This is a genomic window from Sphingomonas sp. (assembly GCF_036387595.1).
In the GTDB taxonomy this organism is placed as follows: Bacteria; Pseudomonadota; Alphaproteobacteria; order Sphingomonadales; family Sphingomonadaceae; genus Sphingomonas.
In genome coordinates this window covers 17077-32005 of the sequence record NZ_DASVTL010000081.1, presented here as the reverse complement: position 1 = coordinate 32005, position 14929 = coordinate 17077, and the positions used below count along the sequence as shown (strand labels likewise).

The 14929-nt window shown below is 68.8% G+C and carries 14 protein-coding genes and 1 pseudogene; 6 read left to right on the top strand and 9 right to left on the bottom strand.

Annotation, left to right across the window (positions count from 1 at the left end):
• A pseudogene (locus VF643_RS08730) lies at positions 1–128 on the top strand (IS5/IS1182 family transposase); the annotation flags it as partial.
• 352 nt (positions 129–480) lie between these two features.
• Here the strand turns inward: VF643_RS08730 and VF643_RS08725 are convergent.
• From VF643_RS08725 to VF643_RS08700, 6 genes are all read right to left on the bottom strand, one after another.
• Positions 481–1899: an ammonium transporter gene (locus VF643_RS08725; protein ID WP_331042998.1), complete on the bottom strand. Its 1419-nt coding sequence runs from the start codon at positions 1897–1899 to the stop codon at positions 481–483.
• Positions 1900–1934: 35 nt separating this feature from the next.
• Complete coding sequence (locus VF643_RS08720) at positions 1935–2273, bottom strand: P-II family nitrogen regulator (RefSeq protein WP_331042997.1); 339 nt, start codon at positions 2271–2273, stop codon at positions 1935–1937.
• A gap of 146 nt (positions 2274–2419) precedes the next feature.
• Positions 2420–2611: a DUF2007 domain-containing protein gene (locus VF643_RS08715; protein ID WP_331042996.1), complete on the bottom strand. Its 192-nt coding sequence runs from the start codon at positions 2609–2611 to the stop codon at positions 2420–2422.
• Between the two features lie 13 nt (positions 2612–2624).
• Entirely contained in the window at positions 2625–3146 is a 522-nt protein-coding gene (locus VF643_RS08710) for a histidine phosphatase family protein (protein WP_331042995.1), read from the bottom strand.
• Positions 3143–5881: an ATP-dependent DNA helicase gene (locus VF643_RS08705; RefSeq protein ID WP_331042994.1), complete on the bottom strand. Its 2739-nt coding sequence runs from the start codon at positions 5879–5881 to the stop codon at positions 3143–3145. The genes VF643_RS08710 and VF643_RS08705 overlap by 4 nt, the downstream gene beginning before the upstream one ends.
• Positions 5882–5914: 33 nt before the next feature.
• Complete coding sequence (locus VF643_RS08700; protein WP_331042993.1) at positions 5915–6499, bottom strand: Uma2 family endonuclease; 585 nt, start codon at positions 6497–6499, stop codon at positions 5915–5917.
• A 53-nt stretch (positions 6500–6552) separates the two neighbouring features.
• Between VF643_RS08700 and VF643_RS08695 the strand changes: the two genes are divergently transcribed.
• Genes VF643_RS08695 through VF643_RS08685 form a run of 3 tightly spaced genes read left to right on the top strand, consistent with a single transcriptional unit; the run spans position 6553 to position 10330 of the window.
• Positions 6553–8124, top strand: coding sequence for a lysine--tRNA ligase (locus tag VF643_RS08695; protein WP_331042992.1), 1572 nt, complete (start codon positions 6553–6555; stop codon positions 8122–8124).
• The gene (gene nhaA / locus VF643_RS08690) at positions 8121–9326 is read left to right on the top strand and encodes a Na+/H+ antiporter NhaA (protein ID WP_331042991.1); all 1206 of its coding nucleotides are present in this window, start codon (positions 8121–8123) and stop codon (positions 9324–9326) included. The genes VF643_RS08695 and nhaA overlap by 4 nt, the downstream gene beginning before the upstream one ends.
• Positions 9326–10330: a histone deacetylase family protein gene (locus tag VF643_RS08685; protein ID WP_331042990.1), complete on the top strand. Its 1005-nt coding sequence runs from the start codon at positions 9326–9328 to the stop codon at positions 10328–10330. Before nhaA ends, VF643_RS08685 begins: the two co-directional genes overlap by 1 nt.
• Before the next feature lie 9 nt (positions 10331–10339).
• Here the strand turns inward: VF643_RS08685 and VF643_RS08680 are convergent, their stop codons facing one another.
• The 3 genes from VF643_RS08680 to VF643_RS08670 form a co-directional block, all read right to left on the bottom strand.
• Positions 10340–11566: a dipeptidase gene (locus VF643_RS08680; RefSeq protein WP_331042989.1), complete on the bottom strand. Its 1227-nt coding sequence runs from the start codon at positions 11564–11566 to the stop codon at positions 10340–10342.
• 58 nt (positions 11567–11624) lie between these two features.
• Complete coding sequence (locus VF643_RS08675) at positions 11625–12374, bottom strand: glutaminyl-peptide cyclotransferase (RefSeq protein ID WP_331042988.1); 750 nt, start codon at positions 12372–12374, stop codon at positions 11625–11627.
• 103 nt (positions 12375–12477) lie between these two features.
• Positions 12478–13389, bottom strand: a complete 912-nt coding sequence (locus VF643_RS08670) for a cold-shock protein (protein ID WP_331042987.1) — start codon at positions 13387–13389, stop codon at positions 12478–12480.
• 253 nt (positions 13390–13642) lie between these two features.
• On the opposite strand from VF643_RS08670, the gene VF643_RS08665 reads away from it, so the two are divergent.
• A complete protein-coding gene (locus VF643_RS08665) occupies positions 13643–14263 on the top strand; it encodes a ribonuclease D (RefSeq protein ID WP_331042986.1) in 621 nt (206 codons plus the stop codon).
• A gap of 24 nt (positions 14264–14287) precedes the next feature.
• Positions 14288–14926: an LPS export ABC transporter periplasmic protein LptC gene (gene lptC / locus VF643_RS08660; RefSeq protein ID WP_331042985.1), complete on the top strand. Its 639-nt coding sequence runs from the start codon at positions 14288–14290 to the stop codon at positions 14924–14926.
• Positions 14927–14929 lie beyond the last annotated feature (3 nt).

Below are 14929 nucleotides of genomic sequence, written 5' to 3'. Positions count from 1 at the left end.
CCCGGCTCGGTCGATGCCGCCGCCTCGCCAAGGACTTCGAACGCACCACAGCCAGCGCCGCAGCCTGGCTCATCCTCGCTCACATTCGAACCCTCTCCAGACGCCTCGCGCGAATGGGAAACTTATGAGCCAGGCTCTCAGGACGAACGGAAAACTTTCGGGCCAGCTTCTCAAGAAGGAAGCAAGTCAATCCAACGTCGTCATGCTCTGATCTAGAGGCGTTCGCGACCAGCTTTGCTCACCCCTACCCTTCAGGAGTGCCGGGTCGGTCAGGCCCCCGGCCTGACCTGAACCGCGCGGGGCGCGGTTCACCCGGCACTCCTGAAGGGGAGGCGCTATCGCGCATCAACTTGGTCGCGAACGAAGCTAGCCGTGGCGAGCCGCGGGCACAAAAAGACCCGGTGCGTTTCCGCACCGGGTTTTAGGGCGTCCGCAGGAGGAACATGTTGGGGGAGGAGGCGAGGCCTCCTCCCGATCTCGTCAATAATTATAGGCGCGTTCGCCGTGTTCGCTGAGGTCGAGGCCCTCGTGCTCGACTTCGGCGGTGGGGCGCAGCCCGATCGTCTTGTCGAGGATGATGAACAGCGCCGCGGAGACGCCGCCCGACCAGATCAGGGTGACCGCGACGGCCTTGATCTGAATGAGGAACTGCTTGCCCATGTCGTAATCGGCGACGGCCGCGGGGAACACGGTATAGTCGAAGAAGCCCTGACCCCCGAGTGCCGGGTCCGCGACGATCGCGGTGGCCAGCGCGCCGACGATGCCGCCGACGCAGTGGACGCCGAAGACGTCCAAGCTGTCGTCATAGCCGAGCTTGTTCTTCACCGTGGTGACGAAGAAGAAGCACACGCCAGAGGCGACGAAGCCGAGCAGGATCGAGGTCAGCGGCGAGGCGAAGCCCGACGCCGGGGTGATCGCGACCAGCCCGGCGACCGCACCCGTCACCGCGCCGAGCAGCGAAGGCTTGCGATGGACGATCTGTTCGATGACCGCCCAGGCGACCGCCGCCGCCGCGGTGGCGACGAAGGTGTTGATGAAGGCGACCGCGGTGACGCCGTTGGCCTCCAGGTTGGAGCCGGCGTTGAAGCCGAACCAGCCCACCCACAGCAAGGATGCGCCGATCATCGTCATGGTCAGCGAATGCGGCGCCATCGGCTCCTTCTTGAACCCAAGCCGCTTGCCGATCACCAGGCAGCCGACCAGTCCCGCGATGCCCGCGTTGATGTGGACCACGGTGCCGCCGGCAAAGTCGAGCGCGCCCATGCCCCAGAGATAGCCGACGTCGGTCGGCGCATCGGGCAGGAAGTCCGGACCCGCCCAATACCAGACCATGTGGGCGATCGGGAAATAGACGATCGTCAGCCAGGCGACGACGAAGAGGATGAGGGGCGTGAACTTCACCCGTTCGGCGAACGCGCCGACGATCAGCGCGGGCGTGATGCACGCGAAGGTCATCTGGAACACCACGAACGCGAGTTCGGGAATATAGACGTTGTTCGAGAAGGTTGCGGCCAAAGTGGTGCCGTCCACCCCGTTCAGGAACGCCTTGCCGAACCCGCCGATGAAGGCGTTGCCGCTGGTGAAGGCCATCGTATAGCCCCAGCAGACCCAGACCAGCGCCGCGACGCTGACGATCATGAACACCTGCATCAGCACGCTGAGCATGTTCTTCGTGCGGACGAGGCCGCCGTAGAAGAGCGCCAGGCCCGGCACCGACATCATCAGCACCAGCGCCGCCGAGATCAGCATCCAGGCGGTGTCGCCCTTGTTGACCATGCCCGCCATCGCGGCGGCGTCGGGTGCCTTGATCGGGCCGGCTGCCTGCGCCCAGGCCGGCATCGCCGCGAACGCGAGGGCGCCGAGGCCCAAGGCGCCCGCGACCTTCATCGCTTGCTTCATTACCACCCCCCTGGAAATGCTATCGACCGGCGCGCTCACAGCGCGGTCTCGTCGGTTTCGCCGGTGCGGATGCGCACCGCCTGGCCCACGTCGAGCACGAAGATCTTGCCGTCGCCGATCGCGCCGGTGTTCGCCGATGCCTGGATCGCCTCGACGACCCGATCGGCGAGACCGGTGGCGCAGACCACCTCGATCTTGATCTTTGGCACCATGTTGGTGCTGTATTCGGCCCCGCGGTAGATTTCGGTCTGGCCCTTTTGCCGGCCGAAACCCTTTACCTCGGTGACCGTCATCCCCGCCACGCCGATCGTGGTGAGCGCTTCGCGCACCTCGTCCAGCTTGAACGGCTTGATGATGGCGATGACCAGTTTCATCCCGCCCCCTTTGTTCGAATGTGTCCCACCGACACGCATCGCAATGATCGTGCCAGATGCGGAACGACCCACAGGAGAAGCGGAACCCGGCGCCAACAGGTTAAGGGAAGGTAAAAATCGGGCAGCTCGGGACGATTGCCCGATTTTCAGGCAGCAACGATCGCGCGGGCGGCGTCGAGATCGTCTTGATCGACCATCACGCGCACCGGGATGAGCAGCCAGCTGCCGTCGCCGATCAAACTTTCGGCATCGAAGGCGATCGCCGCGATGCCTTCGCTCTCCAGACGGCCGACTAGGATGTGCGCGAGATTGCGGTCGAAGCGGCCCAATTCTACCATTGATGCCCGACCTTCACTCCTCATCGGGGCCGAGCGCGGGGTCGAGATCGCGGGGGCGGACGAAGCGGACGAGTTCGGCCTCGCCGGCGCCTGCGTCCGCCCATGTGTCCCCGATGGCGAGTTCGGCGAGCGTGGCGGTGGGGTATTTCTCCGCCGCCTCGCCCGCGTCGGCGGCGAGCAGCAGGACGAGATCCTCCAGCCCCGGATTGTGACCGACGAGCAGCACGCGGTCGTGCTCGGGCGCGAGTTCGTGGACGACGTCGAGCAGGGTCGAGGCGGCGGCGAGATAGAGGCGCCGGTCCCAGACCGGGGCGAGCGCGCGGCCGTAACCATCGGAAATCCCGTCGAGCGTCTCCATCACGCGCACGGCGGGGGAGGCGACGACATGATCGAAGGCGAGGCCGGCTTCGCGCATGTGGCGGCCGATGGTGGCGGCGGCGCGCTTTCCCTTGGGATTGAGGCGGCGATCGAAATCGCGCAGCGACATGTCGTCCCACCCCGATTTGGCGTGGCGCAGCAGCGTCAGCGTCTTCATGCGCTCTCCGAGGGATAGGCGGGTTCGCGCACGCCATGCCCGATCCCGGCTGGCGTGGAAAGCCGTGCGGCGACGCGTGCCACCGCTTCGTCCAGGGTAACGCGCGCGATCGGCACGCCGGGCGGGAAGGCGTCAAGGAAGCGCGAGGGCATGGCGGCGGACAGCAGGACGAAGGCGCCGCGATCGTCGGCGCGGCGGATAAGCCGGCCGAACGCCTGCGCTAGGCGCGCGCGGACGATGCGGTCGTCATACGCGGTGCCGCCGCCAAGATCCTGCGCGGCCAGCTTGCGCGCGGCGTGGAGGACGGTGGGTTTCGGCCAGGGCACGCCTTCCATCACGACCAGGCGGAGCGAATGGCCGGGCACGTCGACGCCGTCGCGCAGCGCATCGGTGCCGAGCAGGCTGGCATGGGGATCGTCGCGGAAGATGTCGACGAGGGTGCCGGTGTCGATCGGATCGACGTGCTGCGCATGGAGGGGCAGCCCCTCCCGCGCCAGTCGATCGGCGATGCGCGCATGGACGCCGCGCAGCCGCCGGATCGCGGTGAACAGGCCCAATGTGCCGCCGCCGCTGGCGACGATCAGCCGGGCATAGGCGTTGGCGAGCGCGGGTATGTCGCCGCGCTTGACGTCGGTGACGATGAGTACCTCGGCGTGATCGGCATAGGCAAACGGCGAGGGGGCGGCGAAATGCTGCGGGGTTCGCGGCAGATGGAGCACGCCGGTGTGTGCCTCGGCGCTGGCCCAGTCTCCCCCGGCGGTGAGCGTGGCGGAGGTGACCAGCGCGCCGTGAGCAGGCTTCAGGACGATGTCCGCGAAGGGGCGGGTGGGATCGAGCCAGCGGCGGTGGAGGCCGATGTCATATTCGCGCCCCTCGACGCGCTCCACCGCGAGCCAGTCGATGAAGTCGGGGTTCGCGGGGCCGCCGATGCGGGCGAGCAGCGCGAGCCATGCCGCGACCGTTTCCGCGCGCCAGCCGATCGAGGCGATCGCGCCCTCGATGCGCGCGCGCGCGGGCGCGTCCATCCAGTCCGGTGCGTCGGACAGCACCGCCTCCAGCCGCTTGCCCAAAGTGACGAGCGGGCGGACCAGCGCGTCCAGCGCGGCGGCGGCGGGGGCGGCGGCCTCGATCAGTTCGGGAGAGGGTTCGGCGAGTTCGGTCTCCAGGCCGTAGCCCGCGTCTCCGCTCTGTTCGGCGCGGGCATAGGCCAGGCCGCGGACCGCGCCGAGCAGTGTCTCGATCGCGCCGAACGGCTGGCCCTCCGCGACGCGTGCCAGCCAGCCCTCGCTGGCGAGCGCGCGCGCGGCATCGACCGCATCGGTGATCGCGCGGCCCCCGGCCTCGTCATAGCTGGCGACGTCCGACAGCCGCGCCTGGAGTCCGCGGCGGCGGCCGCGCCCGCCCGCTTCCGGCCCCAATATCCAGCGGCGCAGCTCGATCGTCTCGGCGCCGGTCAGCGCGGTGCCGAACATCGCGTCTGCGGCGTCGAAGAGATGATGGCCCTCATCGAAGACGTAGCGGGTGGGGCGCGTCGTCGTCTCGCGGCCGCGCGCGGCGTTGACCATGACGAGCGCGTGGTTGGCGATGACGATATCGGCGTCCGCACTGGCACGCGCGGCGCGCTCGATGAAGCACTTGCGGTAGTGCGGGCAGCCCGCATAGACGCATTCGCCGCGGCGGTCGGTGAGTGCCGCCGGGCCGTTGCGGCGGAACAGCGTCGGCAGCCAGCCGGGCAGGTCGCCGCCCACCATGTCGCCATCGGCGGTATACGCGCCCCAGCGCGCGACGAGTTGTGCCAGCACCGCCGCCCGCCCCTGGAACCCGCCTTGGAGCGCATCCTCCAGATTGAGCAGGCAGAGATAATTCTCGCGGCCCTTGCGCGTGACCACCTTGGCCTTGCGGGTTGCGGCGTCGGGGAACAGGCGGGTCGTCTCATGTGCCAATTGCCGCTGGAGCGCCTTGGTATAGGTCGATACCCATACCGCGCCGCCCGCCTGCGCCGCCCAGAGCGAGGCGGGGGCGAGATAGCCCAAGGTCTTGCCAATCCCGGTGCCTGCCTCCGCCAGCACCATGTTCGGCGATTCGCGGGTGACGCGCGGCTGGAACGCCTGGGTCGCGGCGGCGGCATAGGCGCGCTGGCCGGCGCGTTCCTCGGCCTTCTCGCCGGTGAGCGTGGTCAATCGGGCGAGCGTGTCGGCGGGGTCGAGCGTCAGGGTGCGCGGGGCAGGACGCGGCGCCTGCTCCTCCCATTCGGGCAGGGTGCCGAACAGCCAGCGTTCGTGTTCGCGCGGCTTGGCGATGCGCTCGACCAGCGCGGGCGCCCACGGCCAGCGCAGGCGGTGGAGCGTGTGCGCCGCCGTCCAGGCCCCGTCGCGCTCAGGCCAGTCCTCGGCTTCGGGCACCGCGAGCAGCGCCTGGGTCGCGGCGCGCAGGAACGCCGCGGTCGCGGCATCGTCCTGCGGCACCGGCAGGCCAGTGACCCGCGCCAGCCCGCGCGGGGTGGGCGCCATGAAGCGCGCGGGGTGGAGGAAGGCGAACAGCTCCAGCACGTCCAGCCCCGACAGTTCGGCATAGCCCAGCCGCTGCCCGGCGAGCGCCGCGTTGAGGACGATCACCGGCGTCTCTGCGGCGATGCGGATCGCTTCCCCGCGGCCCACCGCGCGCGTTTCGTCTGCGGTCGCGATCCAGATGCCGGCGTGGCTGGCGTGAAGGGCGGGATAGGGGAGGGCGGTCACCAAGCCATATTAGCGCGGAACGAAAGCGAAACGCTAGAGGATGCCGGACCCGTCGATCGCGAGTTCGGGCATGGTGGCGCTGCGGAGTTCGCCGTCGAGCGGAACGATGCGGCTATGCGTATAAACCCCATCCGACGCCGCCCAGAACTGGTGAACCTGACGTCCGTTAACATCGACTACCCAATATTCCGGCAGGCCCGCATCGGCGTAGGCGGTCTGCTTCTTCCCGACGTCAAACCGCAACGAGGTGTCGGCGACTTCCACGACGAGCTTGACCGAATCGACGGGAATGTAGCCCTGGCCCCTGGGAGCGTCGGTCAGCGCGATGTCCGGCTCGGCGCCGCTGTGCGGACCGAGTGGAAGGGTTACCTCCGATTGTGCCGACAACGAGGAGCCCAGCGCATCCAGTGCGAGGCGAAGGCGAAACGTCAATTCGTTCTTGGCGTAGGAATGCGGCCTCTGTTGCGGGCTCATCTCGACTAGCGTTCCTTCGATCAGTTCCACGCGTCGATCCTGGAACGTGCCGGCACGATCGAGCAACTCGTAATGCTCGAACCGCAGCTTGAAGGCCTGCGGTTCGTCGTCGGCGATACTGGTGATCGAGGCCATGACGTTCATGGCGAATCCATAGCATTTGCGCTCTTGGGCTCAAAGCGCCAGATGCGCCGATCATGACCGACGAACTCCGCACCGAAGCCCTAGCATCCAAGGCCTGGCCCTATGAGGAGGCGCGCAAGCTGCTCGCGCGCTGGCCGCAGGGTAAGCCTCGTGGTTCGCCGATGTTGTTCGAGACGGGGTACGGCCCGTCCGGCCTGCCGCATATCGGCACGTTCAACGAGGTGCTGCGCACGACGATGGTACGCCAGGCGTTCCATGCGCTGAGCGACCAGCCGACGCGGCTGATCGCGTTCAGCGACGACATGGACGGCCTGCGCAAGGTGCCCGACAATGTGCCCAACGGCGCGATGCTCGCGGAGCATTTGGGCAAGCCGCTGACCCGCATCCCCGATCCGTTCGGCACGCACGACAGCTTTGCGGCGCACAACAATGCGCGGTTGCGCGACTTTCTCGATCGCTACGGATTCGAATATGAATTCGTGTCTTCGACCGAATATTACGAGGGCGGACATTTCGACGAGGCTTTGAAGGGCGTGCTGCGGCAATTCCAGGGCATCCAGGACGTCATGCTGCCGACGCTGCGCGCCGAGCGGCGCGCGACCTATTCGCCGGTGCTGCCGATCAGCCCGACGAGCGGGGTCGTGCTCCAGGTGCCGGTCGAGGTGGTCGATGCCGAGGCGGGACTCATCGCGTTCGAGGATGCCGGCGAGCGGATCGTGGAGTCCGTGTTCGGCGGCCGGGCCAAGCTGCAATGGAAGGTCGATTGGGCGATGCGCTGGGTCGCGCTGGGCGTGGATTACGAGATGGCGGGCAAGGATCTGATCGATTCGGTCGTGCAATCCAGCCGCATCGCGCGCGTTCTCGGTGGGCGACCGCCCGAGGGGTTTAATTACGAGATGTTCCTCGACGAGCACGGCGAGAAAATCTCCAAGTCGAAGGGCAACGGCCTGTCGATGGACGATTGGCTGCGCTACGGCCCCGAGGAGAGCCTGGCCTTCTTCGCCTATCGCGAGCCGAAAAAGGCCAAGTCGCTCCACATGGGGGTGATCCCGCGCGCGGTGGACGATTACTGGCAGTTCCGCGCCAATTACGCCGCGCAGGATATGAAGCAGAAGCTGGGCAATCCGGTGCATCATATCCACGACGGCAAGGTGCCCGACGAGGCGTTGCCGGTGACGTTCGGGCTGCTGCTCAACCTGGCGAGCCTGCCGGGGGTAGGCGACCGCGATACCTTGTGGCGGTTCCTCCAGCGTTACGACCCTGCGCTATCGCCCGAGGGCAATCCCGCGCTCGACCGGCTGATCGGTTATGCTGTGGCCTATGCGCGCGACTTCGTGGCACCGACGCTAAAGCGGCGCGTACCGACCGCGGAGGAGGCCGCGGCGCTGCGCGACCTCGACGCGCTGCTCGCGCAGCCGCAGGAGGGCGACCTGGCCGGCGCGCTCCAGAACCACGTCTATGAGGTGGGCAAAGTGCATTTCGGCAAGGACAACCTGCGCGACTGGTTCAAGGCGCTATATGAAACGCTGCTCGGATCGAGCCAGGGGCCGCGAATGGGGAGTTTCTTCGCGCTTTACGGCGTGGACAATTCGCGCGCGCTGATCGCCGGGGCGCTGGCGGCATGACGGCGCGTGTCGCCCGCCGCGGCACGTGGTCAGCGGCGCGCGACTTTCTGGCGAGCGAGGCGGCGGGTGGCATCGTCCTGATCGGCGCGGCGGTGCTGGCGATGCTCGCGGCCAATCTGGGCGCGACGGCGGACGCCTATGCAGGGTTCCTGCATGGGAAGACGGGGCCGGTGCTCAGTCCGGCGCTCGGGGCGATGACAGTCCATCTGTGGATCAACGACGGGCTGATGGCGCTGTTTTTCCTGCTCGTCGGCGCCGAGATCAAGCGCGAGCTGGTCGACGGGCGGTTGGCGGATCCGCGCAAACGGCGCCTGCCCTTCGTCGCGGCGGCGGCGGGGATGGCCGTCCCTGCGATCCTCTATCTGCTGATCGCGGGTGCGGTGCCGGGGCTGGCGCGCGGCTGGGCGATCCCGGCGGCGACAGACATCGCCTTTGCGATCGGCATTCTCGCACTGCTGGGATCGCGTATCCCGGTGTCGCTGAAGGTATTCCTGACCGCGGTGGCGATCGTCGACGACATGGGGGCGGTGGCGATCATCGCATTATTCTATACCCAGGCGATCGACTGGGCGGCGTTGGCCGCAGCGGCGGGGGTGCTGGCGGCGATGTGGGCGCTGAACCGCCGGGGTGTGCGAGGGCTGTGGCCGTATCTGGCCGGCTTCGCCCTGCTGTGGTTCCTGATGCTCGTCTCGGGCGTCCATGCGACGGTGGCGGGCGTGCTGGCGGCGGCGACGGTGCCCGTCACGCGATCGCCGGGTGCGCCCGACGATGCAGCCTCGCCGCTCCACCGGCTCGAACATGCGCTGCAACCCGCGGTGGCCTATGCGATCGTGCCGCTGTTCGCCTTTGCCAATGCGGGCGTGTCGCTGGCCGGTCTGGGATGGGGCACGCTGACCCAACCGCTGGTGGCGGGCATCGCGCTGGCTCTGTTCCTGGGCAAGCAGGCGGGGATCGTCGGCGCGGTGGCCATCGCCGAGCGCACCGGCTTTGCGCCGCGGCCGGGGGCTTCGTGGCGGCAGATGTACGGGGTCGCGCTGCTGGCGGGAATCGGCTTCACGATGAGCCTGTTCATCGGCGGCCTCGCGTTTCCGGACGATCCGACCCTGGCGGATGACGTGAAGCTGGGGGTGCTGGCGGGATCGATCCTGTCGGCGCTGGCCGGGGTCGCCGTCCTGCTGACGTGTCCGAAGAAGGTCCGCTGATGCGCCGTTTCCACGATTCCGCCCAGGCGGCGCATGCACCCGTGCAGGAACTCCACAACGGCGCGTTCACCGCCTACGCCGAAACGCCGGCGCGCGCGGAAGCGATCCTGCGCGCGATCGGCGGGGCGGAGCAGCCGGCGGATCGTGGCGAGTCGCCGATCCTGGCGGTGCATACCCCAGCCTATATTACCGCGCTGAAGACGATCCCGGCGCTGTGGCGGGCGGCGGGCCGGCCGGGAGAGGCGATTCCCTACGCCTTCCCTGTCGTCGGGCGGCGTCCGCTCGCGCTGTCGCGGGTGGATGCGTTGCTGGGTGCGCACAGCTTCGACGCGACCACGCCGATCACGCCAGAGACCTGGGGCGCGGCCTATGCCAATGCGCAGACCGCGCTGGCGGCGACGCACGCGGTCCTCGACGGCGAGCGCGCGGCCTTCGCGCTGTGCCGTCCGCCGGGCCACCATGCGGGGGCGGATTATTTCGGGGGCTATTGCCACCTGAACGTCGCGGCGATCGCGGCGCAGGCGGCGCGCGATACGGGCGTCGATCGGGTCGCGATCCTCGACATCGACTATCACCACGGCAACGGCACGCAGGACATTTTCTGGACCCGCGGCGATGTGTTCTACGCTTCGGTCCATGCCGATCCGGCGACCGATTATCCGTTCTTCTGGGGCCATGCCGATGAGTGCGGCGCGGGGGCGGGAGAGGGGGCGACGCTGAACCTGCCGCTGCCGCACGGTACGCGGGCAGAGGCGTTTCGCGCGGCGCAGGCACGGGCGCTCGACGCGATCACGCGGTTCGCGCCCGGGCTGCTCGTCGTCAGCTTCGGCGCGGATACGTGGGAGGGCGATCCGATCTCCCACTTCGCGCTGACGACCGGGGATTATCCGGTGCTGGCGCGCGACATCGCCGCGCGGGGGTGGCCGACCGCGATCGTGATGGAAGGCGGCTATGCGGTCGATGCGCTCGGCGCCAACGTCGCCGCGTTTCTCTCGGGATTTTGAGGAGGGCGCTCAGCGCGCCGTCGCGTCGACCGGGAGTTGCCCCGCCATGCCGCGTGCGACCGCATCGGCGGCGTCCATGACGCGCAGGATGTTGCCGCTGGCCAGGGCGGCCAGATCGGCATCGCTCCAGCCGCGCCGCGCGAGTTCGGCGAGCAGGCGGGGGTAGCCGTCGACGCCGGTCAGTCCCTGCGGCGCGGTGCCGTTGATACCGTCGAAGTCGCCGCCCAGCCCGACATGGGCGTGGCCCGCGACGCGCGCGACATGGTCGATATGGTCGGCGACCGTGGCGATGGTGACGCTCGGCTGCGGGTGCGCGGCGTCCCACGCCACCAGCGGGGCGGCGGCGCGCGCGCCATAGGTGTCCGCGGGGACGCCGGCGGTGGCGGCAAAGGCGGTGCGCGCGGCATCCCAGGCGCGCCAGTCGGCAGATAGGAAGGCCGGGTAGAAGTTGACCATCACCACGCCGCCATTGGCGCCGATCAGGCCGAGCAGATCGTCGGGGATGTTGCGCGGCGCATCGGCCAGCGCGCGCGCGCCGGAGTGCGAGGCGATCACCGGCGCCTTCGTGACGGCGAGCACCCCGCGCATGGTCGAGTCGGCGACATGGCTGACATCGACCAGCATGCCGATGCGGTTCATCTCGGCCACCACCTGTCGCCCGAAATCGTTCAGGCCGCCGGCGCGCGGCGCGTCGGTGGACGAATCGGCCCATTCCAGGCTCTTGCCGTGGGTCAGCGTCATGTAGCCGACGCCAAGCGCGCGATATTGGCGTAGGACAGAGAGCCGCCCGTCGATCTGATGCCCGCCCTCGATGCCGATCAGCGAGGCGACGCGGCCGTCGCGCGCGATCCGGCGGACGTCGGCGGCGGTGGTGGCCAGCGCCATGTCGCGCGGGTTGGCCGCGACCATGCGGCGGACGATGTCGATCTGCTCCAGCGTCATCTCCACCGCGAGCGGCCCGGTGACGGCGGCGGGTATCCAGACCGACCAGAACTGGCCGCCGACATGGCCCTTGTGGAGTCGGGCGATGTCGGTCTGCAAGGGGCGGGGCAGCGCGGCAGTGTCCTGCGTCAGATCGAGCGCCTCGACCTTGGCGGCGCGGGTCTCGCGGATTTCCCAGGCGAGGTCGTTGTGGCCGTCGACGACGGGGCTGCGCGCGAGCAGCCGCTCGATCCGCCTGGTGATGGCGGGGGTGGGTTCGGCGACCTGCGCGGCGAGAAGGAGGAGGGCGATCATCGCTTCATTCCAGCATGGCGCGCGCGGGGGCGACAGCGAAATCGGCTGGACACGCGAATCAGCCGATCTTCACCTCGAAGATCGTCGGCCATAATTTGCCGGTGACGAACAGGCGGCGCGCTTTTGCGTCCCAGGCGATGCCGTTGGCGACCGCTTCGGGATCGGTCGCGGCGATTTCGGCGATCAGCGGGCGCAGATCGACGAGTGCGGTCACCTTGCCGCTGGCGGCGTCAATGCGGACGAGGAAGCCGGTATGCCAGACGTTGGCGAGCAGCGCGCCGTCGACATATTCCAGCTCGTTTACTTCCGCCAGCGGCTTGCCGCGCAGGGTGACGGTGACGCGGCGGCGCTCCCGGAAGGTGGCCGCGTCGTAGAATTTTAGGATCGGCGTGCCGTCGGTCAGCGCCAGCGTGTCCCCGGCCGCGGCCAGGCCCCAGCCGTCGCCCAAGTAGTGCGCGGTGCCGATACGCTTGAGATTGCGGGCGTTCCAGCGGTGGGCGATGCCGTCGTGCCACGTCAGGGTGATGACCTGATCGCGCCAGATCGCCAAACCTTCGCCGAACTGCGCCGGGTCCAGGGTGGCGCGGGCGGTGATGCGGCCGTCGAGCGAGACGCGGCGGACTTCGGAACGGCCCTCCAGCCCGGTGCTCTCGTAAAGCGAGCCGTTGGCCCAGGCCAGGCCTTCGGTGAAGGCGGTCGGATCGTGGGGATGCCGCGCGACGATGGTCGCGGCGAGGATCGGAATGGCCGGCTGCGCTTGCGTTGCCGGCGGCGCGGGCTTTGTAGCCGGGCTCTGGGCGCCGGCCATGCAAAGCCAAAGGGCCGGGCAAAGCCAAAGGGCCGGCATCGCGATGGCGATGCCGGCCCTCCGGAAAGCGTCGGTTCCGATCATGCGACCGGAGCCGGCCGGATCAGCTGCCTTGTGCCAGGTTCACCGCGGCATATTTGCCGCGACGATCGACCTCGATCTCGAACTGCAGGCGATCGCCCTCGTTCAGCGAGGACATGCCGGCGCGCTCGACGGCCGAGATGTGGACGAACGCATCGGGCTGTCCGTCGTCGCGCTGGATGAAGCCGAAGCCCTTCATCGCGTTGAAGAACTTGACCGTGCCGGTCGCCTTTTCGCCGGTCAGCTCGCGCTGGGGTGCGCCGCCACGATCACCACCGCGGTCGCCGCCACGATCGTTGCCGAAGCCGCCGCGCGGACCCGAGTCGCGCGGGCCGGCATCACGGTCACGCGGCGGGCCGCGGTCGGTGACGGCCATCGGCTCGCCTTCGATCTTGAGTTCGGTCGCCGAGATACGGCCGCCGCGATCGACCAGGGTGAAGCCGAGCGGCTGACCCTCTGCCAGAGCGGTCAGACCGGCCTGCTCGACCGCGGAGATGTGAACGAACACGTCCTCGCCGCCGTCGTCGCGGACGACAAAGCCGAAGCCCTTTTGCGCGTTGAAGAACTTGACCACGCCGGTGCCTTCGCCGACGACCTGGGGCGGCATGCCGCGGCCACCGCCGCCACTGAAGCCGCCGCCGCCGCCACGATCGCCGCCGCCGCTGAAGCCGCCACCGCCGCCGCGATAGCCACCACCACCGCCGCCGCCGCTGTAACCGCCGCCGCCGCCGCCGCCGAAGCGATCACCGCCACCGCCACCGCCATAGCCGCCACTGCCGCCGCCGCCGAAGCGGTCACCGCCACCGAAGCCGCCGCCGCCAAATCCGCCGCCGCCGAAGCCGCCGCCACCGGACTCATCGCTGCCACCGAAGCTGTCGCGCTTGTCGCGCCCACGTCCGCCACGATTGCCGCGGCCACCCTTGTCGAAACTCATAAGCCCTGTTCGTCTTCCCGGGTCGCCCGCAAGTCCGTAAGGCCGAGCGCCGGACGACGAACGCGAGCCTTCAGGCGCCAAACGGTTCGCGCCTCACCCGCTGCCATAGCGTACATCGCAAGCCCCTGCGAACGAAATCGTCCTCTCACGCGCGTTCCACGCCCGATCGTTGCGCAGAAGCGACAGCCCGACCACGGCCTACCTCGTTTACGGGCATTGAGCGATGGCGTGCCAGCCTGTAGGGCCTCCACGAATGACGGTTCACCTGCACGAAGACGACATTCCCGCCGGCCTGTTCGCCGATGGCGCGGCCATCGCGGTCGACACCGAGACGATGGGCCTGCTGACCCCGCGCGACCGGTTGTGCGTGGTCCAGCTGTCGGACGGCGGCGCCGACGAGCATCTGGTGCGATTCGCGAGCGGGAGCGATTACGCCGCGCCCAATCTGAAGGCGCTGCTGGCCGATCCGGCGCGCACCAAGCTCTATCATTTCGGGCGATTCGATATTGCGGCGATCCAATATTATCTCGGGGTCGTGGCGGCGCCGGTCTATTGCACGAAGATCGCGTCGAAACTGATCCGCACCTATACCGACCGGCACGGATTGAAGGAGCTGGTGCGCGAGCTGCTGGGGACCGAACTCTCCAAGGCGCAGCAATCGTCGGACTGGGGTTCGCCGGTGTTGAGCGACGCGCAGAAGGAATATGCGGCGTCGGACGTCCGCTATCTTCACCGCCTGCGCGAGGAACTCGACCGGCGGCTGGTGCGCGAAGGGCGGGACGGGCTGGCGCAGGCGTGCTTTGCCTTCCTGCCGCACCGTGCCGCGCTCGACATCGCGGGCTGGGCCGAGAGCGACATCTTCGCGCATGTCTGATTCCGCCCATGTCTGAGTCTGCCCATGTCTGAGTCAGGGCGCCGCGTGCGCACCGCACGGCAGGTCTGGGCGGCGCCGGGGAGCCGCCACGACCGGTTGATCGGCATCGCGCGGATCGTGCTGCCGGGGGCGATCGGGGTGCTGGCGGCGTTCCTGGTCACCGCGCCGCTGACCGCGGGGGGCGACGTGTCGTTCGTGCTGGATAAGAACAAGGTCGAGGTGGCGGCTGAGCGGATGAAAATCCAGTCGGCGCGCTACATGGGGCAGGATGCCAAGGGCCAGCCGTTTCGCCTGACCGCGGGGTCCGCGATCCAGCGGAGTTCGGCCGAGCCGATCGTCCAGCTGAACCAGCTGGCCGCGGCGATCCAGCTGCCCGATGGCCCGGCGACGCTGGAGGCCAAGACCGGCCGCTACGACATGGACAGCGAGCAGGTGACGCTGGACGGTGCGCTGCATTTCCGCGGGCCGAACGGCTATGACCTGCAGACCCGCGACGCGACCGTCGACCTCAAGCAGCGGACGCTGGCGAGCGGCGGCGCGGTGACCGGCAAGGTGGCGCAGGGCACGTTCAGCGCGAATCGCATGCGCGCCGATCTGGCCGAACGCACGGTGACGCTGGACGGCAATGCCCGCTTGCGGATCGTGCCGCGAAGCACGAGATAGCGC

What these genes read in the sequence shown, in the direction of transcription:
- VF643_RS08725 (WP_331042998.1), bottom strand. Translation starts at nt 1,899, where the DNA reads ATGAAGCAAGCGATGAAGGTCGCGGGCGCCTTGGGCCTCGGCGCCCTC.
- VF643_RS08720 (WP_331042997.1), bottom strand. Translation starts at nt 2,273, where the DNA reads ATGAAACTGGTCATCGCCATCATCAAGCCGTTCAAGCTGGACGAGGTG.
- VF643_RS08715 (WP_331042996.1), bottom strand. Translation starts at nt 2,611, where the DNA reads ATGGTAGAATTGGGCCGCTTCGACCGCAATCTCGCGCACATCCTAGTC.
- VF643_RS08710 (WP_331042995.1), bottom strand. Translation starts at nt 3,146, where the DNA reads ATGAAGACGCTGACGCTGCTGCGCCACGCCAAATCGGGGTGGGACGAC.
- VF643_RS08700 (WP_331042993.1), bottom strand. Translation starts at nt 6,499, where the DNA reads ATGAACGTCATGGCCTCGATCACCAGTATCGCCGACGACGAACCGCAG.
- VF643_RS08695 (WP_331042992.1), top strand. Translation starts at nt 6,553, where the DNA reads ATGACCGACGAACTCCGCACCGAAGCCCTAGCATCCAAGGCCTGGCCC.
- nhaA (WP_331042991.1), top strand. Translation starts at nt 8,121, where the DNA reads ATGACGGCGCGTGTCGCCCGCCGCGGCACGTGGTCAGCGGCGCGCGAC.
- VF643_RS08685 (WP_331042990.1), top strand. Translation starts at nt 9,326, where the DNA reads ATGCGCCGTTTCCACGATTCCGCCCAGGCGGCGCATGCACCCGTGCAG.
- VF643_RS08680 (WP_331042989.1), bottom strand. Translation starts at nt 11,566, where the DNA reads ATGATCGCCCTCCTCCTTCTCGCCGCGCAGGTCGCCGAACCCACCCCC.
- VF643_RS08675 (WP_331042988.1), bottom strand. Translation starts at nt 12,374, where the DNA reads ATGGCCGGCGCCCAGAGCCCGGCTACAAAGCCCGCGCCGCCGGCAACG.
- VF643_RS08670 (WP_331042987.1), bottom strand. Translation starts at nt 13,389, where the DNA reads ATGAGTTTCGACAAGGGTGGCCGCGGCAATCGTGGCGGACGTGGGCGC.
- VF643_RS08665 (WP_331042986.1), top strand. Translation starts at nt 13,643, where the DNA reads ATGACGGTTCACCTGCACGAAGACGACATTCCCGCCGGCCTGTTCGCC.
- lptC (WP_331042985.1), top strand. Translation starts at nt 14,288, where the DNA reads ATGTCTGAGTCAGGGCGCCGCGTGCGCACCGCACGGCAGGTCTGGGCG.